The organism is Microbispora sp. NPDC046973 (genome assembly GCF_040644495.1).
Taxonomy (GTDB): domain Bacteria; phylum Actinomycetota; class Actinomycetes; order Streptosporangiales; family Streptosporangiaceae; genus Microbispora.
On sequence record NZ_JBEYWQ010000020.1, the window covers coordinates 106,918 to 130,628 of the forward strand.

Annotated in this window: 23 protein-coding genes; 9 read left to right on the plus strand and 14 right to left on the minus strand. The window is 72.3% G+C overall.

All coding sequences use genetic code 11. From position 1 onward, the window contains the following. Window positions 1-49: 49 nt before the first annotated feature. Window positions 50-1,024: a YafY family protein gene (locus ABZ860_RS30325; protein WP_357226463.1), complete on the plus strand. Its 975-nt coding sequence runs from the start codon at window positions 50-52 to the stop codon at window positions 1,022-1,024. Here ABZ860_RS30325 and ABZ860_RS30330 read toward each other — a convergent pair. The 4 genes from ABZ860_RS30330 to ABZ860_RS30345 all read right to left on the minus strand — a co-directional run bounded on the left by ABZ860_RS30330 (window position 1,016) and on the right by ABZ860_RS30345 (window position 4,947). Further along, window positions 1,016-1,768 (minus strand): SDR family oxidoreductase, encoded by a 753-nt coding sequence (locus ABZ860_RS30330; protein WP_357226464.1) that lies wholly within the window; start codon window positions 1,766-1,768, stop codon window positions 1,016-1,018. The genes ABZ860_RS30325 and ABZ860_RS30330 overlap by 9 nt on opposite strands. After that, window positions 1,769-3,091, minus strand: a complete 1,323-nt coding sequence (locus ABZ860_RS30335; RefSeq protein WP_357226467.1) for an MFS transporter — start codon at window positions 3,089-3,091, stop codon at window positions 1,769-1,771. A 64-nt stretch (window positions 3,092-3,155) separates the two neighbouring features. Beyond that, window positions 3,156-3,737 (minus strand): TetR/AcrR family transcriptional regulator, encoded by a 582-nt coding sequence (locus ABZ860_RS30340; RefSeq protein WP_357226470.1) that lies wholly within the window; start codon window positions 3,735-3,737, stop codon window positions 3,156-3,158. Window positions 3,738-3,774: 37 nt separating this feature from the next. Then, window positions 3,775-4,947 carry an FAD-dependent monooxygenase gene (locus ABZ860_RS30345; protein WP_357226472.1) on the minus strand — a complete coding sequence of 391 codons (1,173 nt, stop codon included), beginning with the start codon at window positions 4,945-4,947 and terminating at the stop codon, window positions 3,775-3,777. 55 nt (window positions 4,948-5,002) lie between these two features. Here ABZ860_RS30345 and ABZ860_RS30350 point away from each other — a divergent pair, with 55 nt between their 5' ends. Next, window positions 5,003-5,572, plus strand: coding sequence for a PadR family transcriptional regulator (locus tag ABZ860_RS30350; RefSeq protein ID WP_357226475.1), 570 nt, complete (start codon window positions 5,003-5,005; stop codon window positions 5,570-5,572). A 50-nt stretch (window positions 5,573-5,622) separates the two neighbouring features. Next, complete coding sequence (locus ABZ860_RS30355; protein WP_357226477.1) at window positions 5,623-6,591, plus strand: aldo/keto reductase; 969 nt, start codon at window positions 5,623-5,625, stop codon at window positions 6,589-6,591. A 100-nt stretch (window positions 6,592-6,691) separates the two neighbouring features. Here ABZ860_RS30355 and thpR read toward each other — a convergent pair whose 3' ends face one another. The 6 genes from thpR to ABZ860_RS30385 form a co-directional block, all read right to left on the minus strand. Continuing rightward, the gene (gene thpR, locus ABZ860_RS30360) at window positions 6,692-7,261 is read right to left on the minus strand and encodes an RNA 2',3'-cyclic phosphodiesterase (RefSeq protein WP_357226480.1); all 570 of its coding nucleotides are present in this window, start codon (window positions 7,259-7,261) and stop codon (window positions 6,692-6,694) included. Beyond that, the gene (locus tag ABZ860_RS30365) at window positions 7,224-8,477 is read right to left on the minus strand and encodes an MFS transporter (protein ID WP_357226481.1); all 1,254 of its coding nucleotides are present in this window, start codon (window positions 8,475-8,477) and stop codon (window positions 7,224-7,226) included. Before ABZ860_RS30365 ends, thpR begins: the two co-directional genes overlap by 38 nt. A gap of 5 nt (window positions 8,478-8,482) precedes the next feature. Beyond that, window positions 8,483-8,926: a MarR family transcriptional regulator gene (locus ABZ860_RS30370; RefSeq protein WP_357226484.1), complete on the minus strand. Its 444-nt coding sequence runs from the start codon at window positions 8,924-8,926 to the stop codon at window positions 8,483-8,485. A gap of 159 nt (window positions 8,927-9,085) precedes the next feature. After that, window positions 9,086-9,511, minus strand: a complete 426-nt coding sequence (locus tag ABZ860_RS30375; protein WP_357226485.1) for a VOC family protein — start codon at window positions 9,509-9,511, stop codon at window positions 9,086-9,088. A 10-nt stretch (window positions 9,512-9,521) separates the two neighbouring features. Then, a complete protein-coding gene (locus ABZ860_RS30380; RefSeq protein ID WP_357226487.1) occupies window positions 9,522-10,004 on the minus strand; it encodes a helix-turn-helix transcriptional regulator in 483 nt (160 codons plus the stop codon). 105 nt (window positions 10,005-10,109) lie between these two features. After that, entirely contained in the window at window positions 10,110-11,615 is a 1,506-nt protein-coding gene (locus tag ABZ860_RS30385) for an NCS2 family permease (protein ID WP_357226490.1), read from the minus strand. Window positions 11,616-11,709: 94 nt separating this feature from the next. Between ABZ860_RS30385 and ABZ860_RS30390 the strand changes: the two genes are divergently transcribed. Beyond that, window positions 11,710-11,970: a DUF2530 domain-containing protein gene (locus ABZ860_RS30390; RefSeq protein ID WP_357226491.1), complete on the plus strand. Its 261-nt coding sequence runs from the start codon at window positions 11,710-11,712 to the stop codon at window positions 11,968-11,970. Here the strand turns inward: ABZ860_RS30390 and ABZ860_RS30395 are convergent. Continuing rightward, window positions 11,950-12,363 (minus strand): nuclear transport factor 2 family protein, encoded by a 414-nt coding sequence (locus tag ABZ860_RS30395; protein WP_357226494.1) that lies wholly within the window; start codon window positions 12,361-12,363, stop codon window positions 11,950-11,952. The two genes, ABZ860_RS30390 and ABZ860_RS30395, sit on opposite strands and share 21 nt — an antisense overlap. Window positions 12,364-12,452: 89 nt before the next feature. Between ABZ860_RS30395 and ABZ860_RS30400 the strand changes: the two genes are divergently transcribed. After that, window positions 12,453-13,256: a helix-turn-helix transcriptional regulator gene (locus tag ABZ860_RS30400; protein ID WP_357226495.1), complete on the plus strand. Its 804-nt coding sequence runs from the start codon at window positions 12,453-12,455 to the stop codon at window positions 13,254-13,256. Here ABZ860_RS30400 and ABZ860_RS30405 read toward each other — a convergent pair. Continuing rightward, window positions 13,253-16,195 (minus strand): hypothetical protein, encoded by a 2,943-nt coding sequence (locus ABZ860_RS30405; RefSeq protein WP_357226497.1) that lies wholly within the window; start codon window positions 16,193-16,195, stop codon window positions 13,253-13,255. The genes ABZ860_RS30400 and ABZ860_RS30405 overlap by 4 nt on opposite strands. A 2-nt stretch (window positions 16,196-16,197) precedes the next feature. Next, window positions 16,198-16,995 carry a DUF3027 domain-containing protein gene (locus ABZ860_RS30410; RefSeq protein ID WP_357226498.1) on the minus strand — a complete coding sequence of 266 codons (798 nt, stop codon included), beginning with the start codon at window positions 16,993-16,995 and terminating at the stop codon, window positions 16,198-16,200. A gap of 107 nt (window positions 16,996-17,102) precedes the next feature. On the opposite strand from ABZ860_RS30410, the gene ABZ860_RS30415 reads away from it, so the two are divergent. After that, window positions 17,103-18,362 (plus strand): MFS transporter, encoded by a 1,260-nt coding sequence (locus ABZ860_RS30415; RefSeq protein ID WP_357226501.1) that lies wholly within the window; start codon window positions 17,103-17,105, stop codon window positions 18,360-18,362. A gap of 44 nt (window positions 18,363-18,406) precedes the next feature. Here ABZ860_RS30415 and ABZ860_RS30420 read toward each other — a convergent pair whose 3' ends face one another. Continuing rightward, the gene (locus tag ABZ860_RS30420) at window positions 18,407-18,805 is read right to left on the minus strand and encodes a cold shock domain-containing protein (RefSeq protein ID WP_357226502.1); all 399 of its coding nucleotides are present in this window, start codon (window positions 18,803-18,805) and stop codon (window positions 18,407-18,409) included. A gap of 207 nt (window positions 18,806-19,012) precedes the next feature. Between ABZ860_RS30420 and ABZ860_RS30425 the strand changes: the two genes are divergently transcribed. From ABZ860_RS30425 to ABZ860_RS30435, 3 genes are all read left to right on the plus strand, one after another. Then, entirely contained in the window at window positions 19,013-21,400 is a 2,388-nt protein-coding gene (locus tag ABZ860_RS30425; RefSeq protein WP_357226505.1) for a helicase-associated domain-containing protein, read from the plus strand. Window positions 21,401-21,447: 47 nt separating this feature from the next. Then, window positions 21,448-21,978 (plus strand): hypothetical protein, encoded by a 531-nt coding sequence (locus tag ABZ860_RS30430; RefSeq protein ID WP_357226508.1) that lies wholly within the window; start codon window positions 21,448-21,450, stop codon window positions 21,976-21,978. Window positions 21,979-22,050: 72 nt separating this feature from the next. After that, complete coding sequence (locus ABZ860_RS30435; RefSeq protein ID WP_357226509.1) at window positions 22,051-23,706, plus strand: DNA repair helicase XPB; 1,656 nt, start codon at window positions 22,051-22,053, stop codon at window positions 23,704-23,706. Window positions 23,707-23,711: the final 5 nt, after the last annotated feature.

Genomic DNA, 23,711 nt, shown 5'->3' on the forward strand with positions numbered 1-23,711 from the left:
CGCACCCTTCCGGACAGGTGCTGTCCTGAAGTGCCAGCAGACTGAGAACATGCTGGACACCTCGGCGCGGCTGCTGCGCCTGCTGTCGTTGCTCCAGGCCAGACGCGACTGGCCCGGCGCGATCCTGGCCGAACGACTCGGCGTGAGCGAGCGGACGGTGCGCCGTGACGTCGACCGGCTGCGCGATCTCGGCTATCCGGTGGACTCCTCCCGCGGCACGGACGGCGGCTATCGGCTGGTCGCCGGGACGGCGATGCCACCCCTGCTCCTCGACGACGAGGAGGCGGTGGCCGTGGCGATCGGGCTGCGGGCCGCCGGCGGCGCGGCGGGCGTCGAGGAGGCGGCCGAGCGCGCCGCCGCCAAGCTCGAACAGGTGCTGCCGTCGCGCCTGCGCCGCCGCGTCGGGGCCCTGCAGGCGTACACCGAGCCCGTGCCGCCCGACCGGCCGGGTCCGGCGATCGACCCGGCCGTGCTGAGTGTGCTGGCCGCCGCCTGCCGCGACCGCGAACGGCTGCGGTTCGACTACCGCGGCCACGACGGCTCCTCCGGCGTCAGGCTGGCCGAGCCCTATCGGCTCGTGTCCTGGGGCCGCCGGTGGTACCTCGTGGCCTGGGACCTCGACCGCGACGACTGGCGCACGTTCCGGGTGGACCGCATCGCGCCGCGCACTCCCACCGGCCCGCGCTTCCCGCCCCGCGACCCGCCGGAGGGCGGCGCGGCGGCGTACGTCGCCCGCGGCGTGTCGGCGGCGGCCTGGCGGCACCACGCCCGCGTGCTCGTCCACGCTCCCGCCGAGGTGGTCGCCGCGCGGATCAACCCCGCCGTCGGTGTGGTGGAGGACGTCGACGGCCACACCTGCGTGCTCGCGACCGGGGCCGACACGGTGAGCTCGCTCGCCGTCCACCTCGGCCTGCTCGACCTCGACTTCGAGGTCACCGGCCCGCCGGAACTGGTGGACCACCTGCGCGCCCTCACCGCCCGCTACGCCCGCGCGACCGCCGCAGCGGCAGAGGGGTCAGGCTGAGGCGCCGCCGTCGAGCACCAGGTCGAGCCCCACCGCGAAGCCCGCGTCGTCCGAGGCGAGCCAGAGCACGGTGCCGGTGATCTCGTCGAGGGCGCCGACGCGGCCGATCGGCAGCGTCTCCCGGAGCCGGGCGGCCCGGTCGTCCTCGGTCTCGCCGGGGCGCATGGACATGCCGGTGTCCAGCGGCCCCGGGCTGACCGCGTTGATCCTCACACCTGCCCTGATGTTCTCCAACGCGGCCGTGCGGGTCAGGGCGCTGACGGCGGCCTTGGACGCGGCATAGGCGCCCACCCCCGGCATCCGGATGTGAGCCCCGAGGTTCGAGGCGATGTTCACGATCACGCCGGAGCCCTGCGCGCGCATCGCGGCGATCTCGTGCTTCAGAGCGAGGAAGACGCCCGTCGTGTTGACCTGGAGGACACGCGCCCAGTCCTCCTCCGGCATGTCCGCGACGGCCCCTCCCGCGAAGATCCCCGCGTTGTTGACCGCGACGTCGAGGCGGCCGAACCGGGTGACGATCTCGCTGACGAGCCCGGCCACAGCGGCCGAGTCGGTCACGTCGACCGTGAGCGCTGCGGCTCTGCCGCCCCCGGCCTCGATCAGCGTGACGGTCTGCTCCAGCGGCTCACGCCCCCGCCCGGCCGCCACCACGGTGGCGCCCTCGCGGGCGAACCCGCGGGCGACCGCCCGGCCGACGCCGGAACCCGCCCCGGTGACCAGCACGACCTTGTCCGTGAATCTCATTCATCGCTCCCTTGTCCGGGCGAACGCGACGGCGACCGTCGCCGCCGCGAGGAGAAAGACCGGGGCCATGGCGGTGAGGGCGAATCCGTAGCCCTCGGTCATGGCCCGGGCGCCGCCCGCGGGAACGTCGCCCGCGCGGGCGGCGGCGAGTGCCACGAGCACGGCGAGGCCCACCGTCGGCCCCGCCTCCATGGCGGTGTTGACCAGTCCCCCGGCCGCCCCGGCGTCCTCGGCGTGCACGCCGTCGAGGGCCGCCACGGTGGCGCCGGAGAAGGCCAGTCCCGAGGCGATCGGGAAGACCAGCAGTCCGGCGAGCACGGTTCCACCGGACGCGACACGGCCGAGCAGCAGCATCGACACCGCCGCGAGCAGCAGCCCGGCGACCAGCACGCGCCGTACGCCGAAGCGGCGCAGCAGGCGGCCGCTCACCGGGCCCATCACAACGACCAGAAGGAAGGGCAGGAAGGCCAGGCTCGTGGAGATCGCCGACAGCCCGCGCACCTGCTGCATGTGAAGACTGAGCAGGAACGTGGTCGTCGCACTGGCGGCCGCCGTGACGAAGACGACGAGCAGGGCCGTGCCCCTGCGGCGGTGCGCCACGAGCCGGAGCGGCAGCAGCGGCCGCGGCGTCCTCGCCTGAAGGACGACGAAGCCGGCCGTGAGCACCAGTCCGGCGGCGGTGACGGCCGTCGCGTCCTCCAGCAGGCCGTAAGCGAACGCGACCAGACCGGCCGTGGCGAGCAGCGCGCCGGGCACGTCGAGGCGGGACGCCGTACGAGGCACGGACGGCAGCAGGAAGACCCCGGCGGCCACGGCCGCGACGCCGACGGCGGCGGGCAGGAGGAACGACCAGCGCCACGAGGCCACGGCGGCGACAAGGCCGGACAGCAGGTTGCCGGCGACGGCCCCGGTGACCGACAGGGTGCCCCACACCGCCAGAGCGCGCTCGCGCTCCCGGGCGTCCGGGCGGAGCCGTGTCACCAGTGAGACGGCCGCGGGGGCGGCCATCGCGGCGCCCATCCCCTGGGCGAAGCGCGCGGCGAGCAGGACGGTGTGGTCCGGAGCCAGCCCGCCCGCCGCCGAAGCCGGCGCGAGCAGGGCCATCCCGGCGAGGAACACCTCCCGGGCGCCCCATCGGTCGGCGAGCCTGCCCCCGAGGAGCAGCAGCCCGCCGAAGGTCAGCCCGTACGCCGAGGTCAGCAGCGCCAGGTCCCCCTGATCGAGGCCGAACTCCCGCTGGATGGCCGGGAGCGGCACGGTGAGAAGAGTGATCGCCGCGACGAGCGTGACCTGCGCCCCACCGAGGACGGCGAACGCCGCCACATTTCTAGAACGATCAGTCAATAATGAGGGCATGAAAAAGCGCACTCCTCTTTCCACGAAGCGATCAGCGGAGCATCGCGAGGGCATGGGCGGCGGCGTCGCGGATGCGGGCGGGATCGCCGCGGCCCTTCCCCATCACCCGCAGTCCCTGCAGGAAGACGAGCACGAACCGCGCCAGCGCCCGGGGGTCGGCATCCGCGGAGATCTCCCCCTGGGCGCGGGCGCGGATGAGCGCCGAGGTCAGCGCCGTCTCCAGACCCGTCCAGCTGGTCTCGACGAGCCGGGCGACCGGTTCGTCGTCGGGCAGGAGTTCGGCCGCCGCGTTCACGATCATGCAGCCCCGCCGGTCGCGGTCGCGGATCGAGTCCTCGGTGTAGCGCTCGATCAGGGTTCGCACGGCCGGCAGGGCGGGGCCGGGCTGCGACAGCAGCTCGACGACGTCGGGGTCGCGCGTCTGCGCGTACCGCTCCAGCGCCTTCACGTAGAGGTCGTGCTTGCCGCCGAAGGTGGCGTACAGGCTGGCGCGGCCGATGCCGAGGTGCTCGACCAGGTCGGCCATCGACGTGGCCTCGTAGCCGCGCCGCCAGAACAGGTCCAGGGCCCGCGCCAGCACGACGTCGGGGTCGAACTCCTTGGTCCTCGCCATGGCCTCGACCTTAGACTATTCGGAAACGATCGGTCAATTAAGCCGAGACGCGGTCGTCCCAGGTGAGGCGGTGGTCGTACATCCAGGCCAGCGCGTTCCGCTTCTCCACCTGCCGCATGATCACGGGAAGGATCAGGTCGCGGACGAAGGCCCCGCCGACGCTCGGCGCCTTGCCGTCCCCGTTGCGCTTGCCCTGCGCGACGACGCGCTCGACCCGCTCGCGCCGCAGCCGCTCGAAGGCGGCGAACGCGTCCGCGGTGTCCGGCAGGTCGCGCAGGCACTTGCCGAGCACCACGGCGTCCTCGATGGCCATCGACGCGCCCTGTCCGGACGACGGCGAGGTGGCGTGGGCGGCGTCTCCGACGATGACCATGCGCTCACCGAACCACTTCGGCACCCTGGGGAAGTCGTAGGTGTTCCAGGCCGGCACGATGCGCGGGGTCGCGGCGATGATCTCCCGCATCGGCCCCGTGTCGCCCTCGAACAGGTCCATGAGCCTCGCCCGCCACCGCTCGGGAGTGATCGCCGCGAGCTCCTCGGGGGTCATCTCCCTGCGGCTCGGCGGGTTGGCGAACCACCACACCTGCCCCTCGGGATGGATCATGTAGCCGAAGAAGCACCGCCTGCCGAAGATGAAGTTGCAGACCCCCGGCCTGCCCGGCACCCGCACTCCCTCGGCGAAGCCGCCGGTGTTCAGCAGCCCGACATATCGGGCGCGGGGGGCGCCGGGGTCGATGAGGGCGCGGGTGCGCGAACGCAGCCCGTCGGCGCCCACCAGCAGGTCGCCCTCGGCCTCGCCGCCGTCGGCGAAGACCGCCCGCACCCCGTTCGAGGTGGCCGAGGCGTCGGCGAGCCGCTTGCCGTAGTGGATCCGCACGCCCCGCCGCACGGCCTCGTCGCGCAGCGCCTGGTAGAGGTCGGCGCGCCTGAGCGTACGGCTCGGCTGGCTCGTGGTCGCCAGCAGCTTGCCGCGCGCGTTGCGGATCTCCATGACCGGCGTGTCCATGCCGAGATCGCAGACGAGGTCGTGCAGGTCGAGCAGGCGCAGGGCCTCCAGCCCGTTGACCGCGAGCGTGAGGAAGGCGCCGACGCCCTCGGCACCCCTGTCGTAGGCCTCGAAGACCTCACTGTCGATTCCGGCGCGCTGCAGCGCCATGGCCGTCACGGGACCCGCGATCCCACCGCCGACGATCAGAGCTTTTCTGGTCATGCAATGACTATACATATTATGACTATTTGCTGGCAAGCCCCCTATGATGGGCGCCATGTCGACACGGCGCTCTCCCCTGGCCACGGCCGTGCTCGCCCTGGTCTGCGAATCGCCGATGCACGCGTACCGGATGCAGCAGCTGATCAAGGAGCGGCACCAGGACGACGTGGTCAACGTCGCGCAGCGCAACAGCGTCTACCAGACGATCGAGCGCCTGCTCCGCGACGGGCTGCTGGCGGTCCGCGAGACCACCCGTGAGGAGAACCGGCCGGAGCGGACGGTCTACGAGGCCACCGAGACGGGCCGGGAGACGCTCAAGCAGTGGATGCGCACCATGCTGTCCACCCCGGCCAGGGAGTTCCCCGAGTTTCCCGCCGCGCTCGCCTTCCTGTCCGTGGTGACTCCTGAGGAGGCGCTGACGGCGCTGCGGCAGCGGATCGCGGCGCTGGAGGCACGGCTGTCCGCGCTCGACGCCGAGATGGCCGACAGCCTGAGCTTTGTGGCCCGTCTGTTCCTCGTGGAGTCCGAGTATCAGCGGGCTCAGGTCGCCACGGAGCTGGAGTTCGTGCGCGGCCTCGCCGACGACCTGAGCGAGGGCCGCCTCACCTGGGACTTCCGCATCTGACGCGCGCCGGGCTCGCCTGGAGTCCACTCCAGGTACCTAGGGTGGAGGGCATGGAATACGGACACCTTGGCCGCACCGGCCTGCTGGTCAGCAAGCTCTGCCTGGGGACCATGAACTTCGGTCCGCAGACCACGGAAGAGGACTCCTTCGCGATCATGGATCGCGCCCACGAGCTCGGGATCAACTTCTTCGACACCGCCAACGTGTACGGCTGGGTCAAGGGCGAGGGGATCACCGAGAACATCATCGGCCGCTGGTTCGCCAAGGGCGGCGGCCGTCGTGAGCGTACGGTCATCGCCACCAAGCTGTACGGCTCGATGGGCGACTGGCCGAACGAGGAGAAGCTGTCCGCGCTGAACATCCGGCGGGCGGCGGAGGCCTCGCTGCGCCGGATGCAGACCGACTACATCGACGTCTACCAGGCCCACCACATCGACCGGGACACCCCGTTCGAGGAGTTCTGGGAGGCCATGGACATCCTCAAGCAGCAGGGCAAGATCCTCTACGTCGGCTCGTCGAACTTCGCCGGCTGGCACATCGCCAAGGCCCAGGAGTCGGCCCGCCGCCGGAACACCCTCGGCCTGGTCAGCGAGCAGTCCCACTACAACCTGATCGTCCGCGCACCCGAGCTGGAGGTCATCCCGGCGTGTGAGGACTACGGCCTCGGGCTGATCCCGTGGAGCCCGCTGGCGGGCGGCCTGCTCGGCGGCATCCTGCGCAAGATCGACAAGGGCCGCTCGGCGGCCGACCACATCGTCGCGCAGCTCGACAAGCACCGCGACAAGATCGAGCGGTACGAGGCGTTCTGCGACGAGCTCGGCGAGGACCCGGCCAATGTCGGGCTGGCGTGGCTGCTGCACCAGCGGGCGGTCACCGCGCCGATCATCGGCCCCCGCACGGTCGAGCAGCTCGACGGCACGATTCGGGCGCTGGAGATCGAGCTGGGCGACAAGGCGCTCGCCCGCCTCGACGAGATCTTCCCCGGCTTCAAGACCGCCCCTGAGGAGTACGCCTGGTGATCAGGCGTTGTTGATGAGCGCGCCGACGATCACGATGAGCACGAGCAGCGCGAGCACCGTGGGCAACAGCCAGCGACGAGGACGATCCACGCCATGGAGCCTAGTCGCGGACTGCCAATGGGTACGCCTCGACCTGCTCGTACCGCACGCTCGCCCCGATGTGGCTGCGGACGAGGTGCACCGACGACACCTCCCAGCGCCGCCCGCCGAAGGCGCTGAAGGCGCCGACCAGGGGTCGCAGGTCGTCGCCGTGACGTGACCGGGTCCTGGAGCGGGCCAGGGTGAGGTGGGGATGGAACCGCTTGCGGTCCGTCTCCGCCGCCCCGGCCCGCCGGGCGCCTGCCGCAACCGACCCGGCGAGTCTCGTCAGCGCCGGCCCGGCGTCCAGGCCGACCCAGAAGATGCGCCCCCGGGAGGCGGAGGGAAAGGCTCCGGCGCCGCCGAACGACACCGTCTCGGGGGAATACCGGGCGGCAGCGCGGGCCAGCCGTACGCGCAGCTCGGGCAGGACATCGTCGGGCACCTCGCCGAGGAACGCCACGGTCACGTGCCACAGCGCGGGATCGACCCACCGCAGCTCCGACCACTCGGCACGTACGGGCTCGACCGCCGTGGCGATCTCCGCCAGCGCCTCAGGCGGCGGCAGCAGCGCCACGAACAATCTGCTCACGTGCCGATTCTTCCCTGCGCGCCACGCGTGCCGCGACCATCCGGGTCACCAGCACCGCCAGGCAGACGCCGCACATGCTCAGCACGCCGGCGGCCACCACCGAGATCCTGGGACCGGCCAGTTCGGAGAGCCAGCCCACCAGCGGCGCCCCGATCGGCGCTCCCCCGGTGAAGACCAGCACGTAGATCCCCATGACCCGGCCGCGCATCTCGGGAGAGGCGCCGAGCTGCACCATCGTGTTCGCGGTCGTGTTGACCGTGATCATCGCCATCCCCGCGGGGACGAGCATCAGCAGGAACGCCGCGTACGCGGGCGCGAGCCCGGCGGCGACCTGGAACAGCCCGAAGCACAGCGCCCCGGCAATCAGGAACCTGCGGCTCGGCTTGACCCGGCGCGCGGCCAGCAGCGCCCCGCCGAACGCCCCGACGGCGAACGCGCTGGACGCCACGCCGAAGGAGGACGCGCCCGCGCCGAACGCCTGCTTGGCCATCAGCGCGATGCTGGTGGAGAAGCTCTGGGCGAAGATCGCCATGAACGCCACGAGCAGCAGCGGCAGCAGCAGGTCGGGCCGGCCGCCGACGTAGCGCAGGCCCTCCCGCAACTGGCCCTTGCCCCGCGGCACGGGCTCCGGCGAGCGCAGCTCGGACCCGCGCATGAGCGCGAGCCCGGTGATCACGGCGGCGAACGACGCGGCGTTCAGCACGAAGATCGGGCCGGTGCCCATCCAGGAGATCAGCAGACCGGCCACCGCCGGGCCGACGACCCGGGCGAGGTTGAAGGTCGAGCTGTTCAGCGCGATGGCGTTCGGCAGGTCCCGCCGGCCCACCATCTCGACCACGAACGACTGCCGGGTGGGCACCTCGACGCAGGACACCAGGCCGAGCGTGAACGCCATGGCGTACACGTGCCAGACCTGGGCCGTCCCGGTGAGGACCAGCAGGCCCATGGTGAGCGCCAGCAGCCCCATGAGCGTCTGGGCCACCATGAGGATCCGGCGCTTGGGGTAGCGGTCCGCGATCACCCCGCCGAACATCCCGAACAGCATCGTCGGCAGGAACTGCAGCGCCACGGTGACGCCGAGCGCCGAGCCGCGGCCGTGCGCGAGATCGAGGACCAGCCAGTCCTGGGCGGTGCGCTGCATCCAGGTGCCGACGTTGGAGATCACGCCGCCGGAGGCGAACAGGCGGTAGTTGTAGTTCCGCAGCGAGCGGAACATGCCGCCTACATCGTGGACAGCTTCTCCAGGATCGGCGCCGCCGCTCGCAGCGTCGCCCTCTCCTCCGGCGTCAGGTCCTTGAGCCGCTGCGCCAGCCAGGCTTCCTTGGTTCGGCGCTCCTCCTTCAGCAGCGCCGCCCCCTGCGGCGTCACGCTCACCGTCACCTGCCGGCGATCGGTCGGATGAGGTGTGCGCTCCAGCAGACCCCGGGCCTCCAGCTTGGCGATCACGCGGGTCATCGAGGGCGGCTGCACCTTCTCGTGCTCCGCGAGCTCGCCGGGGGTCATTGCGGTGTGGCGCTCGACGGCGACGAGCGTCGCGAGCTGTGTGGGCGTCAGTGAGTGGTGCGCGGCCTGCTTGCGCATCCGTCGCGTCAGCCGGGCGAGGGACACGCGCAAGGCGGACGCGAGAGCGGCGTCGCTGCGCAAGTTCTGGGCGTTCGTTAGCATGACTCATTACCTTTGCTAACTATATGGCGCATGTCCGCATTCCTCCAAATCGCCCGACTCTGCACGGTGAACGCGACACACCGTACCGGCGCGATCCGTGCCGTGAACGATCAAGGCCCGGCCCCCCGCGTGGGGGCCGGGCCTCGTACGTGCGTCGCGTCAGGCGAAGTCCTCCGGCGTGAACTCCTTGGGCTCGACCAGGACGAGCCAGTTGCCCTGGTTATCGCGGATGACCGCCTCCACCCCGTACGGCCGATCCGAGGGCTCCTGGAGGATCGTCACGCCCTTGGCCGTGAGCTCCTGGCAGGTCTTGCGGCAGTCGTCCACCCGCAGCCCCAGGCCGCCCGCCTGGCCCTTGTCGAGCTGCCTGCGGTAGAAGTCGGTGCCCTCGTCGTCGAGCGGCGGCCCCGGCTTCATCAGCGTGATCTCGAGTTCCGGCTGGTCCGGGTGGTTGATGGTGACCCAGCGGAACCCGTCCATCTGGACATCGGTGTTGGAGACGAAGCCGAGGACGTTCACATAGAAGTCGCGGGCCTCGTCCTGGTCCCGGCAGTAGAGCGTGATCAAGGAGACGTTCCGAATCATGCGGAAGACGCTACTTCGACCCCTCTGACCTGGGCTTCTCCAAAATTGCACAATCGTCGTCCCGCTCCGGCGCGCCCCCCAGGTGGAGCACTCCGTTCATGAACAGGTAGCAGCCGGGGACGCGGGGGCCGCCGCGCGCCGCCCACCGGTCGCGGTATTCGGTCGGGCTCTCCCCCACCATCCGGCGGAACTTGGCCGAGAACGACCCCAGACTGCTGAACCCCACGGTCATGCAGACCTCGGTCACGGTGAGGTTGGCGAACCGCAGCAGGTCCTGGGCGCGCTCCAGCCGCCGCCTGGTGAGGTAGCGCATCGGCGTCTCGCCGTACGCCGCCTCGAAGCAGCGGACGAAGTAGAACTTGGAGACCCCGGCGACGGCCGCGAGCCGATCGAGATCGAGCTCGCTCTGGTAGTCGCGGTCCATGCGGTCTCTGGCCAGGCGCAGCCGCGGCAGCAACTCCGCCGGCACCGTCCGCTGTCCCCTCACGGCCACGTCACGACACTAGCGCCCGGCTCCGACACATCCCGGCGGGTCCTCGCCCGCCGGCACGCAGGAGGCCGCCGCGGCGTCGCCACGGCGGCCTCCGTACGGCGCGGATCAGCTCAGGCCGAGCAGGTCCTTGATGGGCTCCAGCGCGAAGTACACGACGAACAGCGCGCCCACCAGCCACATCAGGGGATGGAGGTCGCGCGCCTTGCCGCGGAACAGCTTGATGGCGATGTAGCTCACGAAGCCCGCGCCGATCCCGGCGGTGATCGAGTACGTGAACGGCATGAGCACGATGGTCAGGAACGCGGGGATCGCGGTCTCGAAGTCGCTGAAGTCGATCTCCTTGACCTGGGTCATCATCAGGAAGCCGACGACCACAAGAGCCGGGGTCGCCGCCTCGAACGGCACGATCTCCGTCAGCGGGGCGAAGAACATGGCCAGCAGGAACAGCACGCCGGTGACGATGCTCGCCAGACCGGTACGCGCGCCCTCGCCGACGCCGGCGGCCGACTCGATGTAGGTGGTGTTGGACGAGACGCTCGCCGCGCCGCCGGCCGCGGCCGCGAGCGAGTCGACGAGCAGGATCTCCTTGGTGCGCTCGACGGTCCCGTCCTCCTGGACCAGGTTCGCCTGGCGGCCCACGCCGACGATCGTGCCCATCGTGTCGAAGAAGTCGGCGAGCATGAGGGTGAAGACGAACATCACGGCCGCCAGGCCGCCGATCTTGGCGAAGCTGCCGAACAGACTGAACTGGCCGAGCAGCGACAGGTCCGGCAGCTCGATGAAGTTCTTCGGCCACGCGGGCACGTTCAGCGACCACCCGTTGGGGTTGCTCCCGTCGGGGGTCTGCGGCCCGATCTTGCCGATCGCCTCGACGATCATGGCGAGCACGGTCGTGCCGACGATCCCGAGCAGGATGGCGCCCTTGACCCTGCGGGCGACGAGGAAGGCCGTCACGAGCAGGCCGACGACGAAGACGAGCGTGGGCCACCCGGTCAGCGAGCCGTTGCCCAGCGCGCCGAGCTTGACCGGGACCGTGGTGTTGCTCGCGTCCGGCATGCGCCGGACGAACCCGGCGTCGACGAACCCGATCAGCGCGATGAACAGGCCGATGCCGACGCTGATCGCGGTCTTGAGCTGGGCGGGGATCGCGTGGAACACCGCCACCCGAAAGCCCGTCACCACGAGGATCGCGATGACGATGCCCTCGAGCACCACCAGGCCCATCGCGTCCTCCCACGACATCTGGCTGGCGATGCCGAAGGCGAGGAAGGCGTTCAGGCCGAGACCGGTTGCCAGGGCGAACGGCACCCGGCCGAAGACGCCCATGATGATCGTGAGGATGCCGGCGGCGAACGCGGTGGCCGCGGCGACCAGCGCGATGTTGGGGTTCTTCCCGTCACCGAGGAACTGGCCCGTCTTGTCGGCGACGGTGCCGATGATGAGGGGGTTGAGCACCACGATGTAGGCCATCGTGAAGAAGGTGGCGAAGCCGCCGCGGACCTCCTGTCCGACGGAGGAACCACGGGCTGAGATGGAGAAGTATCGATCGAGAAAATTAGGGGTGTTCATGGGGTTCGCATTCACGCGCGCAGAGTCGCAGGCCCTTACCATCCGCGGAAAGAGCCAGGGGAGCAGCGTTGTCCTTTCGTGACCGGTTTGTCATGAAGATACCGGCTCGCTGCCCTAACCTTCTAAGCTGGCTGGCGTGAGCGAGCGCCGGCCGGACCCCATGCCTCTCAGGACGAGGGACACCGTCACGATCCTGGTCGGGACGGCCCTGTGGGCGATCGCCCTGGCCGTCGTGCTGCTGGTGGTCAGACCGGCCGACCCGCGGCCGGTCTGGGTCTGCGTCGCCGGGATCGGCCTCGGCCTGTTCGGGATCCTGTACATCCGCCGCCGCGACGCCCGGCTGCGCGAGTCCGTCCCCGTCGCCGAAGCCGGCGAGTCAGAACCCCGCCGCCCCTGAGGGGCGCTCCCACCACGTCAGGTGGGCGGTCGCCTCGGCCACCGGCTCGATGATCTCCCATGCCTCGGCGATCAGCCCGTCGTCGAGCCGCCAGATGTCGACGACCGCGATCTGCGGCCCGGCAGCGGGCAGGCGGCGCCGCGAGTGCATCACCACGTGATCGCCGTCGGCCAGCACGTGCCGGATCTCCACCTGCATGCCGGCGAGCGGGACGAGCGCGGCGCGGACCTCGGCGAGCCAATCGGCCTTGGTCCTCGTCGCGTCCGGCCGGTGGTGGACGAAGTCGTCGCTCAGCGACGACGCGAGCGCGTCGACGTCACCGGTCGCGATCAGTGCCGCCAGCGCCTGCCGCACGATGCTCGTGTTGTCTGTGGTCATGTCCTCGGTTGGCATGGTCGGCAGTGTTTCCGCCGTCGGCGTGGATTGTCGATGAAATGGCATTTCATCGGCGTACGGCTCGCCCGGGAGTAGCATCGGCGGCCATGCACACGGTCGGGGAACTGTTGCGGCGGTGGCGGCATCACCGGCGGCTCAGCCAGCTGGATCTCGCGATCGCCGCCGACGTCTCGGCTCGCCACGTCAGCCTGGTGGAAACCGGCAAGTCCCACCCGAGCGCCGACATGATCCTGCGGCTCGCCGAACAGCTCGACGTGCCGCTGCGCGAGCGCAACCGGCTGTTGGTCGCCGCCGGCTTCGCGCCCCGCTACGCCGAGCGGCCGCTCGACGGGGACGCGCTGTCGGCCGCCCGGAGTGCGATCGGGAGGGTCCTGCGGGCGCACGAGCCGTACCCCGCGCTGGTCGTCGACCGCCGGTGGAACATCGTGATGGCCAACAGCGCCCTCGACCCGTTCCTCGCACACGTCGCGCCTGATCTGCTGCGGCCGCCGGTCAACATGGTGCGGCTCGGGCTGGACCCGCGCGGGCTCGCTCCGCACATCGTCAACCTGGCCGAGGTGCGTGCGCTGCTCCGTATCCGGATCGGGCGTCAGCTCGTCATCGCTCCCAGCGCCGAGCTGACCGCGCTCTACGAGGAGCTGCTGGCACCCGGTGCGGGCCGTGAGGACGCGCGGCACCCGATCGAGGCCGAGATCGCCGTTCCGATGATCTTCCGCTTCGGCGGACGGGAACTGCGGCTGTTCTCGACCACCACCACGTTCGGCACCCCGATGGACGTCACCCTGGACGAGGTCGCGATCGAGTCCTACTATCCCGCGGACGCGGAGAGCGCCGCGTACTTCACCACGCCCGGCCACGCCTCCTCCGACGTCCCCGGGCACCCCGCCTAGATCGAGGCCGTGGGGTCGAGGTCGGCCTCGGCGAGCAGCAGGGGGACCCGGGCCGGGTCGCGCAGCAGGGCCGCCACGGCGAGGCGGTCGCCCCACTGGCCGGCCGCCCAGGCGAGGCCCCGGGCCAGGCCGTCGACGCCGGTGGCGTGCACCACTCCCTCGAAGAACCGCCACGGCACCGGCCTGCCGTCCACCAGCAGCTCGTCGTGCTCGACGTACGTCACGGGGGCGCCGGGCAGCAGCGAGCGCACCTCGGGCGGCACGGGCTTCTCGGCGCCGGCCGAGGTCACCGCGCCGGTGACCACCTCGCCGGCGAGCGGCAGGTCGAGCACCTCCGACAGCGCCTCGGCGAGGTCGAACGGCGCGAGCACGAGCGGCCGGTCCTCGACCAGGGCGAGCAGGTCGGGCGCCTCCACCACGACCGGCCCGTCCTCGACGTCCGCGACCGTGACCGTGCCCTTCAGCACGGCGCGTACGGCCTCGGGCGGGCTCACCCGGGCGGGATCGACGGCCGCCAGCGCGATCCACAGGGACCGCAGCTGGGCCCGGTCGACCTCGAGCGACGCGTCGGCCAGCAGGTCGAGCAGCTCTTCCGGGCCGCCGTGCGAGTCGAGCAGCTCGGCGAGGGTGGACCGGACGCCGATCATCTTCAGCGCGTCCTCGTCGATCCCCGCCGGCGCCTCGCCGTACAGGCCGAACAGCAGCGGGTCGCCCGTCGGGAGCCGCAGCTCCGTCGGCTTGCGCCCGCCGAGCACCGGGTGCCGCGACAGCCACCAGGCCGTGTACGACGGCACCTCGACGGTCTCCCCGGCCGCGAGCACCCGCATGGGCCGCAGGGCGGCGCGCAGCGGGGGCCGCGACAGCACCGCGAGCGCGTTCGGCCAGTCGGCGACGTACTCCAGGTCGCGTACGGCGGTGAACTCCCGGACCACCGGCGGCACGTCGAGATCAGGCAGCAGATCGAGCACGGCCTCCAGCCACTCGTCCTCGAGGTCGAGGTCGTGGTCGCACTCGGCGGGGTCGAGCAGCACGTCGGAGTCGTTGACGACGGCGAAGCCGTCGAGCACCCCGGCCGCCGCCAGCACGTGCGGGCCGAACCTCTCCACCAGGTCGGGGGCGGCGACGCCGAACGGCACCTCGGGGTCGATGAGCCCGGCGAGCGAGCCCCCGGCCAGCAGCAGCTCACCCGCCGCGTAGAGCTCGCCGTCGGCGCCGCGCAGCGCCAGGTCGGCCAGCCAGGGGGCCTCTCCCGCGGTCAGGCCCGCCGCGTCGACCAGGGCCAGCACGGCCTGGGCCACCGGCTCGGGGTCGGCGCTGTTCAGCGACTCGGACACGGCCGCATGGGTGAGCGGGTCCTCCAGCACCGTGCGCGGGGTCGCCTCGGCCGCGCCCAGCCGCAGCAGCAGCGGGTGCGCGGCGTCCGGGTGGACGATCCGCAGCCCGAGCGGCGCGAGCAGAGCAGGGTCGAGGGTGCCCGACTCCTGTGACAGCACGAGCGTGCCCCGCGGGCCGCGCACCAGGCGGCCGTCGGCCAGCGGCACGGCGATCGCGCCGATCGCCTCCGGGTCGTCGGCGGGCAGCACCTCGTAGAGCGACCGCCACCACGCCGGGTCCTTGTCCTCCACCGCCTCGCCGGACAGCATGTCCACGACGTCGGCCAGGTCGACCCGGCGTACGCCGAGCGTGGTCAGGGCCGGGTGCCGGGAGGGCCAGCCCGCCGGCAGCAGCCCGGGGACGATGCCGGCGATCTTCGCCAGGAACTCGGCCGTCCCCTCGACCGCCCGTGCCTGGTCGCCCGGCACGACGCCCTCGCTGATCGTCGGCAGCAGCGGCGTGTCCGGCAGCGCCTTGACGATCTCCCGCCTGATCGCCGCGTCGAGCGCGCCCTTGCCCATCAGGCCGGGCACGAGGTCGAGCAGGTCCGGGGTCGCCGGGAGCTCCCCCAGCAGCCGCACGTACGCCTCGGCGGCCCTGGCGACCAGGAAGTCGGTGAGCGGCCCGGGGGCGACGTGCCGCCGGTCGGTGGTCATCGGGAACGACGCGATCAGCAGGGCGGGCAGGTCGAGCGGCTCGTCGCTGGGCGTCGGCGCGTGCACCACCCTGTGCACGACCCCGCGGACGTCGCGGCGGTCGCCGGGGACGGCCCAGCGAACCTCCCAGTAGGGCCGGGCCCGCTCCTCGGTCGGCCGGTCGGCGAACAACTCGGCCACCTGCTCGGGGCCGAACGTGCCCGACTCGGCGACCACGTGCCAGCCCTCGGCCGAGATCGTGCGAGTCCGCCCGTCCACCTCGATCTCGACGGTCTCCAGCGCCGGCATCGACAGCGGCAGCGCGGGCCCCGCCTCCTCGAGCATCCGCCGTACGGCCTGCTCGGCGGCCTGGTCGCGCAGCGGGAGCCGGACGAGCGTGTCGAATCCCTCAGGGACGTCGAGGGAATCGTCGGAGAACGGCAGCCGCAGCAGCGGGACGTGCCCCTCGCGGCCCTCCAGCTCGGCGGCGAGCTCCGGCCGGCCGGCGACCAGCGCGGCGGTCTCCTCACGCGACCAGCGCACTCCTCCGGTGGCGCGAGAGGCGATCGAAGGCGCGTCGGTGACCGACACCACGGCGGCGAAGCCGACGCCGAACCGGCCGGCCGCTCCCGCCTCGTCCTTCTTGCCCGAGACGCGCAGGGTGGACAGACCCTCGACGCCGGTCTGGTCGAGCGGCGCGCCGACGTTGGCGGCCAGCAGCACGCCGTCGGCGAGCGTCAGCCGCAGGCGGCCCGGCACGCCGGCCCGCAGGGCGGCGTCGGCGGCGTTCTGGGCGAGCTCCACGACCAGCCGGTCGCGGTAGCCGCCGAGGGCGAAGTCCTCCTCGGCGTTGGCGTCCTCGCGGAAGCGGGCAGGCGAGGCCGTCCAGGCCGCGAGAACGGTGTCACGCAGGCGCGCGGTATCGAACATGATCAGGCGTGGCCCAGGGGTTCGGAGCCGGCCTCGTCCACGGAGCCCGACTCGATGATGTCGTATCCCATGTCGTCCAGGATCGGAGGCGCCGGGTCCATGACCATCGAGGGCACGGTGGTCGCCTCGGAGTGCGCCCCGCAGCCGTGGTCGGCGGACACCACGCGGCCGTCGTCCGGCGCGTACTCGTTGGCGCAGACGCCGAAGCCGAGGCCCAGCGCCCCGGCGAGCGGCCAGTAGAAGCCGCAGGTGGAGCACTGCGCGGGGGCGGCGTGCGCGATCGGCGTATGCGGTCCGGCCTCACCGGCACGCCAGCGCCGCGCGGCGAGGTCGCGGCCGAGCACCGACAGGACGCGGGCGCGTCCCAGGCCCAGCTCGAAGACCGCCTGCTTGTCGATGTCCTCGTCGGTGGAGGCGAACCCGGGCACGAGCCGGTCGTCGTCGGCCTCGGCGGGCAGCAGGTCGCCCACGCCGAGATCGCCCGGGCGCAGCCGTTCGTTCCACGGCACCCAGGCGGGCGCGAGCAGCGCGCCCGAGCCGGGCAGCAGCACGGTCTCGCTCACGGTGACGATGCGGGCGCGGGAGGCCCGGGTGACGGTGACCGCCCAGCGCCAGCCGCGGTAGGCGCGGTCGAGACACTCGAAGTAATGGGTGACGACCCGGTCGCCCTCGTTGTCGAAGCCCAGGTGCTCTCCCACCTCCCCGGGGCGCGCGATGTCCTCCGCGGCCCGGCGGGCGAGGTCGACCGCCGCCGCACAGGCCTGGTCGACTGGAGTGCTACGGATTCGGGTACGACTCACACTCCATTTTCACCCACGCCGCGAGCGGACCGCACCGGCTCGATGGGCAAATCATGGAAGGACCCTCGGTGCCTATGGTGAAGATTTGGGCGAAAGTTACGCGTGTTGTGAGAGCGCCGGCGCGGGCGACGCGCCGGCTGACGCACGCCCAGGGAGCGGGCCGCACCGGTCTCGGCCACCTCATCGAGCTGACGGCCGCCCATTCCGCCGGGGACGCGCTGGTCACCGTGGCCCTCGCCGGGGCGCTGCTGTTCGGGCTGCCGGTCGGCCAGGCCCGCGGCCAGGTCGCGGCCTACCTGCTGATCACCATGCTGCCGTTCGCGGTGGTGGCGCCCTTCGTGGGGCCGGTGCTCGACCGGCTCCGCTCGGGCCGCCGCTACATCATGGCCGGCACCCTGCTCGCGCGGGGCCTGCTGTGCTGGGGGATGGCCGGCGCCGTCCACACCTCCGACGCCGTCACGCTGTTCCCTTCGGCGCTCGCCGTGCTGGTCCTGTCGAAGGCCTACAACGTGTCCCGGGCGGCGATCATGCCGAGCGTGCTGCCCGCCGACATCCCGTTGGTGACGGCCAACGCCAGGGTCGCGTTGTTCGCGCTGGTGTCCGCCGGGGTGGGGGCCGGCGTGGCCACCGGCCTGTCCGCCGCAGCCGGGGCCGACTGGGTGCTGCGCGGCGCCGTGCCGCTGTTCCTGCTGTCCGGGATGTTCGCCGTACGGCTCCCGCGGCACGTGGACGCGCCCGACCTGGAGGAGGCCGAGCCGCGCCCCCGATGGCGCACCGTGCTCAACCTTGGCCCGGTGGTGGGCGAGGCCATGGGCGCCAACGCCGCGATCCGGGTGCAGTCGGGCTTCCTCGTGTTCTTCCTGCTGTTCCTCGTCCAGGACGGCCACCTGCGCGGCGTGGACCCGAAGGTCGCGCTGGCGCTGCTGGCCGCCGCCGCGGGCGCGGGCGGCCTGGCCGGGGCAGCCGCCGGGTCCTGGTCCCGCTCCCGGTCGCCGCACCTGACCGTCATGGCCACGCTGGCGCTGGCCACGCTCGCCACCGTCGCCGCGGCGTTCTTCTTCGACGTGTGGACCGCCGCCGTCGTGGCCCTCGTGGGCGCGTTCGCCCAGGGCCTCGGCAAGCTCGCGTTCGACGCCATCGTGCAGCGCGAGATCGGCGAGGAGGTGCGCTCCTCGGCCTTCGGCGTCGCCGAGACGCTGCTCCAGATCGCCTGGGTCCTCGGCGGCCTGCTGGGCCTGGTGATGTCGCTGTTCGTGGCCGGTCCCGCCGGGCTCGGCGTGATGTCCGCCGCCCTCGCGCTGTCCTTCGGCCGCCTCGTCATGCTCCGCCGCCGCAGGCTCGCCGCCCGCGCCGCCACGGCCACCTGACTGCGGCCCCCGCCGCTTGGAACGGGCGGCGGGGACGCGGGCGGTCAGGCGTCGAGGTCGTCGGCGACGGCGCGCAGCACGGTCGCGATCTTCTTGGCGTGCGCGGCGTCCGGGTGCTTGCCCCGCTGGTAGGAGTTCGAGATGTCGTCGAGCAGCTTGATCAGATCCTCGACGATCACGACCATCTCGTCGGGCTTCTTCCGCTTCACCTTGCCCTTGGCGGTCTTGGCCAGCGTCGGGGGCTGGTCGATCACCCGCACCGAGAGCGCCTGCTGACCGCGGCGGCTCTCGGCGACACCGAACTCGACCTTCTGCCCGGGCTTGAGCGCCTCGACCCCCTTGGGCAGAGCGGAGGAATGCACGAAGACCTCACCGCCGTCGTCGCGGGTGAGGAAGCCGAAACCCTTGTCGGCGTCGTACCACTTGACCTTGCCACTCGGCACAGGGGTGACCTCGTTCAGACTGTCGTGAAGGTGATGGATGTAGGTTATGCCCACAGACAGGCCGCGTGGACCCACCCAGAGGCGATTGAAGCGTCCCATGACCAGATTCGTGTGGATCTTCCGCCGAGACGCCGCGCGAACGCGCGAAACCCCTGCCGCACGGGCGCTCCGGCGGCCGGATGAAGGCCCCGCCCTACCATGGAGAGAATGACGGGCACGGACTTCAGCGAGTGGCTGCGCGGCTGTTCCGACGAGCGACTGCGGGCGCTCGTGGCGGCGCGGCCCGAACTCGTGACGCCCGTCCCCGCGCACATCGACGGTCTCGCCGCCCGCGCCTGCAGCCCCTCGGCCATCGGCCGGGCGCTCGACCGGCTCGACCGGTTCTCGCTCGCCGTGCTGGAGACGCTGGCCCTGCGGCCCGGCCCCGCCGATCGTGCGACGTTGCTGTCCCTGCTCCGCCGTGCCGTTCCCGGTGATCGGGACGACGAAGCCCTCGGGTCCGCCCTCGACGCCGCGCTCGACCTGCTGGCCACGCGCGCCCTGGTCTACGGGCCCGGCGACGCGCTGCTGCCCGCGCCGGGCGTGGCCGAGGCGCTCGAACCCCCGGCCGCCCTGGGACCGCCGGCCGCAGAGGTGTTCCGCCACCATGCGCAGGAACGGCTCGAGGTGCTCCTGCGCGACATCGACCCGGCGTACGAAGGCGGCGGCCGGGCGGACGACGAACGGCCGGACGGCGGGCGGCCGGCCAGGGAGCGGCTCGCGGCGCTGCTGGCCGACCCCGTGACGGTCGCGCGCCTCGTCGGCGAGGTCTCCCCGCAGGCGAGGGCGGCCCTGCACGAGCTCGTCTGGGGCCCGGCGAGCGGACGGCTGCCGAACGCCCGCCGCGAGGTGGACACCGCGAGCGCCCAGTCGCCCATCGAGCAGCTGCTGGCCCGCGGACTGCTCGGCGCGACCGGGGAGGAGACCGTCGCGCTCCCCCGCGAGGTCGCCCTCGTGCTGCGCGACGGCCGGGTGCACCGCGACCTGTCCCCCGGCCCGCCCGCCCTGGAGGGGTCCGTACGCGACCAGGACCTGGCCGACCGCACGGCCGCCGGGCAGGCGTTCACGTTCGTGCGCACGGTCGAGGAGCTGTGCGAGGTGTGGAGCGTCGACCCGCCGGGCGTGCTGCGCGCGGGCGGCCTCGCCGTGCGTGACCTCAGGCGGACGGCCCAGCTCCTCGACCTGCCGGAGTGGGCGGCGGGGCTGGTGGTCGAGGTCGCGCACGCGGCCGGCCTGGTCGCGGCCGGCGAGGGGGAATGGCTGCCGACGGGCGGCTACGACGGCTGGCGGATCAAGGCCACCGAGGACCGCTGGGCCGTGCTCGCCGACGCGTGGGCCGCGATGGAGCGCGCCCCGGGCCTGATCGGCGAACGGGACGACCGCGACCGCCCGCTGAACGCCCTCCACCCCGACCTGCGCAGGCCGGGAGCCGCGCAGACGCGGGCGCGCACGCTCGCCGTGCTGGAGTCGGCCCCGCCCGGCCTCGCGCCGACGCCCGAGTCCGTGCTGGCCCGGCTCGCCTGGGAGCAGCCCCGCCGCCGTCCCGCTCTGCGCGACCGGCTCGTACGCTTCGCGCTGCGCGAGGCCGAGCACATCGGCATGACCGGGCTCGGCGTGCCGGCCACGCACGGCCGGGCGGTGGCCCGGGGCGACGGCACGGCGGCCGGCCTGCTGGCGCCGCTGCTGCCCGAGCCGGTCGACCACGTGCTGCTGCAGGCCGACCTCACGGCCGTGGCGCCGGGCCCGCTGACCACCGACCTCGGGCGCAGGCTCGCGCTGACGGCCGACGTGGAGAGCAAGGGCGGGGCGACGGTGTACCGCTTCTCCGAGCAGTCGGTCCGCCGGGCGCTCGACGCGGGGCACTCGGCCGACGACCTGCTCGCCGTACTGGAACGACACTCGGCCACCCCCGTCCCGCAGCCGCTGAGGTATCTGGTCACCGATGTCGCCCGCCGTCACGGCCGCATCCGCGTCGGCACGGCATCGGCGTACATCCGGTGCGACGACCCGGCCCTGCTCGACGAGGTGCTCGCCGACAAGCGGGCCCACCTGCTGCGGCTGCGGCGGCTCGCCCCGACCGTGCTGGCTTCCAAGACGTCCAGGGCCGCGCTGGTCGACTCGCTGCGGGCGATGGGCTACGCGCCGGTGGCCGAGTCGCTGGAGGGCGACGTGGTCGTCGCGCGGGCCGACGCCCGGCGGACCGAGGGTCAGCTCGCCGCCCGCGTGGCCGCGAGCACCGCGCCCGACCCGGAGGTGCTCGCCGCGGCCGTGCGCGCGATGCGGGCGGGGGACTCGCGGCGACGGCCCGTGGAGGCGCCGGAGGGCCAGGTGCCCCGCTCCCCCGCGACCGCCACGATCACCGCGCTCCAGGAGGCCATCCGGCAGGGGTCGCGGGTGTGGATCGGCTACCTCGACTCGCAGGGACACGCCACCAGCCGCATTCTCGAACCGGCCCGGATGGAGGGCGGCTACCTCACCGCCTACGACGAGACCCGGGCGACCGTCCACCGCTTCGCCCTGCACCGCATCACGGGCATCGCCGAGATCGGCCGATGACATATCCGTGGTAAACCTTGAGGCCCCCCGTAGTAAAGGATTTCAGGGTGACGACTCCAGAGCAGCCGGGGCAGGGACCCCAGGAATGGCAGACCCCGTCCAATCCCTATGGACCGCCGTCCGGCTCCAACCCCTACGGACAGCAGCAGCAGTACGGCCCGTACGGCCCGCCGCCGGGGCCCGACCCGAACCAGCAGTACGGTCAATACGGGCAATACGGGCAACCTGGTCAGTATGGCCAGCCGGGCCAGTACGGCCAGCCGGGGCCGAACTCCTACCAGCAGCAGTACGGCTACTACCCGCCGGGCGGTTACCCGCCGAGGCAGGAGGGCCCGCGCACGCACGCGATCGTGGCCCTCGTCATCAGCATCGTGCTGGGGTTGAGCTGCTACATCACCCTCGGCGGCATCACCGGGGCGATCCTGTCCGGAATCGCGCTCAGCAAGGTGGACACCGAGCCGGACCGGGCGCGCACGCTGCTGAAGTGGACGTGGATCGCCATCGGCATCAACGTCGCCCTGTTCGTGATCGGGCTCGGCGTGGTCATCTGGGCCGGGGTCAACGGCTACCTGGACTGATTCCCGCGATCGGGACTGATTCGGCCCGGCCTCGTGTTTGATATGCGGTAGCCGTACGAGGGGGAGCAGGCATTGAGTGACGGGCCGCTGATCGTCCAGTCCGACAAGACGCTGCTGCTGGAGGTCGACCACCCGAGGGCGGACGAGTGCCGCAAGGCCATCGCACCGTTCGCCGAACTCGAACGCGCGCCCGAGCACGTCCACACCTACCGCGTCACCCCGCTCGCGCTGTGGAACGCCCGGGCCGCCGGGCACGACGCCGAGCAGGTGGTCGACGCGCTGATCGGCTTCAGCCGCTATCCCGTGCCGCACGCGCTGCTCGTGGACGTCGCCGAGACCATGGCGCGGTACGGCAGGCTGCGACTGGAGAAGCACCCCATCCACGGCCTGGTGCTCACCAGCACCGACCGCGCCGTGCTGGAGGAGGTGCTGCGCTCCAAGAAGATCCAGCCGCTGGTCGGGGAGCGCTACGGCGCCGACATCGTGGCCGTGCATGCCTCGGAGCGCGGCAACATCAAGCAGACGCTGCTCAAGCTCGGCTGGCCGGCCGAGGACCTGGCCGGCTACGTCGACGGCGAGCACCACCCCATCGACCTGCGCGAGGACGGCTGGTCGCTGCGGCCGTACCAGAAGGAGGCGGCCGACGCGTTCTGGCACGGCGGCTCCGGCGTCGTGGTGCTGCCGTGCGGCGCGGGCAAGACGATCGTGGGCGCGGCGGCGATGGCGCACGCCCGGGCGACCACGCTGATCCTGGTCACCAACACGGTCTCGGCCCACCAGTGGAAGCAGGAGCTGCTCAGGCGCACCTCGCTGACCGAGGACGAGATCGGCGAGTACACCGGCACCAAGAAGGAGATCCGCCCGGTCACGATCGCCACCTACCAGGTCATGACGACCCGGCGGCAGGGCACCTACCGGCACCTCGAGCTGTTCGACGCCCGCGACTGGGGGCTCGTCGTCTACGACGAGGTCCACCTGCTGCCCGCGCCGATCTTCCGGATGACCGCCGACCTGCAGGCTCGCCGGCGCATCGGGCTCACCGCCACGCTCGTGCGCGAGGACGGCCGGGAGGGCGACGTCTTCTCGCTCATCGGGCCCAAGCGCTACGACGCGCCCTGGAAGGAGATGGAGAACCAGGGCTACATCGCCCCCGCCGAGTGCGTCGAGGTGCGGGTGACGCTCAGCGACGACGAGCGGCTGGCCTACGCGATGGCCGAGAGCGACGAGCGCTACCGGTTCTGCTCGACCACGCCCGCCAAGACGAGGGTGACCGAGGCGCTGGTGCGGCGGCACGCGGACGAGCAGGTGCTGGTCATCGGGCAGTACATCGACCAGCTCGACGAGCTGGGCGAGCACCTGAACGCGCCGGTCATCAAGGGCGAGACGAAGGTCAAGGAGCGCGAGCGCCTGTTCCAGGCGTTCCGCGACAAGGAGATCCGGGTGCTGGTGGTCTCGAAGGTCGCCAACTTCTCCATCGACCTGCCCGAGGCGGCCGTGGCGATCCAGGTCTCCGGCACCTTCGGCTCGCGCCAGGAGGAGGCCCAGCGGCTCGGCCGGGTGCTGCGTCCCAAGGCGGACGGCGGCGGAGCGCGGTTCTACTCGGTGGTCAGCCGCGACACCGTCGACCAGGAGTTCGCCGCGCACCGGCAGCGGTTCCTGGCCGAGCAGGGGTACGCCTACCACATCATCGACGCCGACGACGTGGGCGAGGAGGACCCGGCGCGCTGACCTTC

Coding starts and splice junctions, on each gene's coding strand:
- ABZ860_RS30325 (WP_357226463.1), top strand. CDS start 50: ATGCTGGACACCTCGGCGCGGCTGCTGCGCCTGCTGTCGTTGCTCCAG.
- ABZ860_RS30330 (WP_357226464.1), bottom strand. CDS start 1,768: ATGAGATTCACGGACAAGGTCGTGCTGGTCACCGGGGCGGGTTCCGGC.
- ABZ860_RS30340 (WP_357226470.1), bottom strand. CDS start 3,737: ATGGCGAGGACCAAGGAGTTCGACCCCGACGTCGTGCTGGCGCGGGCC.
- ABZ860_RS30345 (WP_357226472.1), bottom strand. CDS start 4,947: ATGACCAGAAAAGCTCTGATCGTCGGCGGTGGGATCGCGGGTCCCGTG.
- ABZ860_RS30350 (WP_357226475.1), top strand. CDS start 5,003: ATGTCGACACGGCGCTCTCCCCTGGCCACGGCCGTGCTCGCCCTGGTC.
- ABZ860_RS30355 (WP_357226477.1), top strand. CDS start 5,623: ATGGAATACGGACACCTTGGCCGCACCGGCCTGCTGGTCAGCAAGCTC.
- ABZ860_RS30365 (WP_357226481.1), bottom strand. CDS start 8,477: ATGTTCCGCTCGCTGCGGAACTACAACTACCGCCTGTTCGCCTCCGGC.
- ABZ860_RS30370 (WP_357226484.1), bottom strand. CDS start 8,926: ATGCTAACGAACGCCCAGAACTTGCGCAGCGACGCCGCTCTCGCGTCC.
- ABZ860_RS30375 (WP_357226485.1), bottom strand. CDS start 9,511: ATGATTCGGAACGTCTCCTTGATCACGCTCTACTGCCGGGACCAGGAC.
- ABZ860_RS30385 (WP_357226490.1), bottom strand. CDS start 11,615: ATGGTAAGGGCCTGCGACTCTGCGCGCGTGAATGCGAACCCCATGAAC.
- ABZ860_RS30395 (WP_357226494.1), bottom strand. CDS start 12,363: ATGCCAACCGAGGACATGACCACAGACAACACGAGCATCGTGCGGCAG.
- ABZ860_RS30400 (WP_357226495.1), top strand. CDS start 12,453: ATGCACACGGTCGGGGAACTGTTGCGGCGGTGGCGGCATCACCGGCGG.
- ABZ860_RS30405 (WP_357226497.1), bottom strand. CDS start 16,195: ATGTTCGATACCGCGCGCCTGCGTGACACCGTTCTCGCGGCCTGGACG.
- ABZ860_RS30425 (WP_357226505.1), top strand. CDS start 19,013: ATGACGGGCACGGACTTCAGCGAGTGGCTGCGCGGCTGTTCCGACGAG.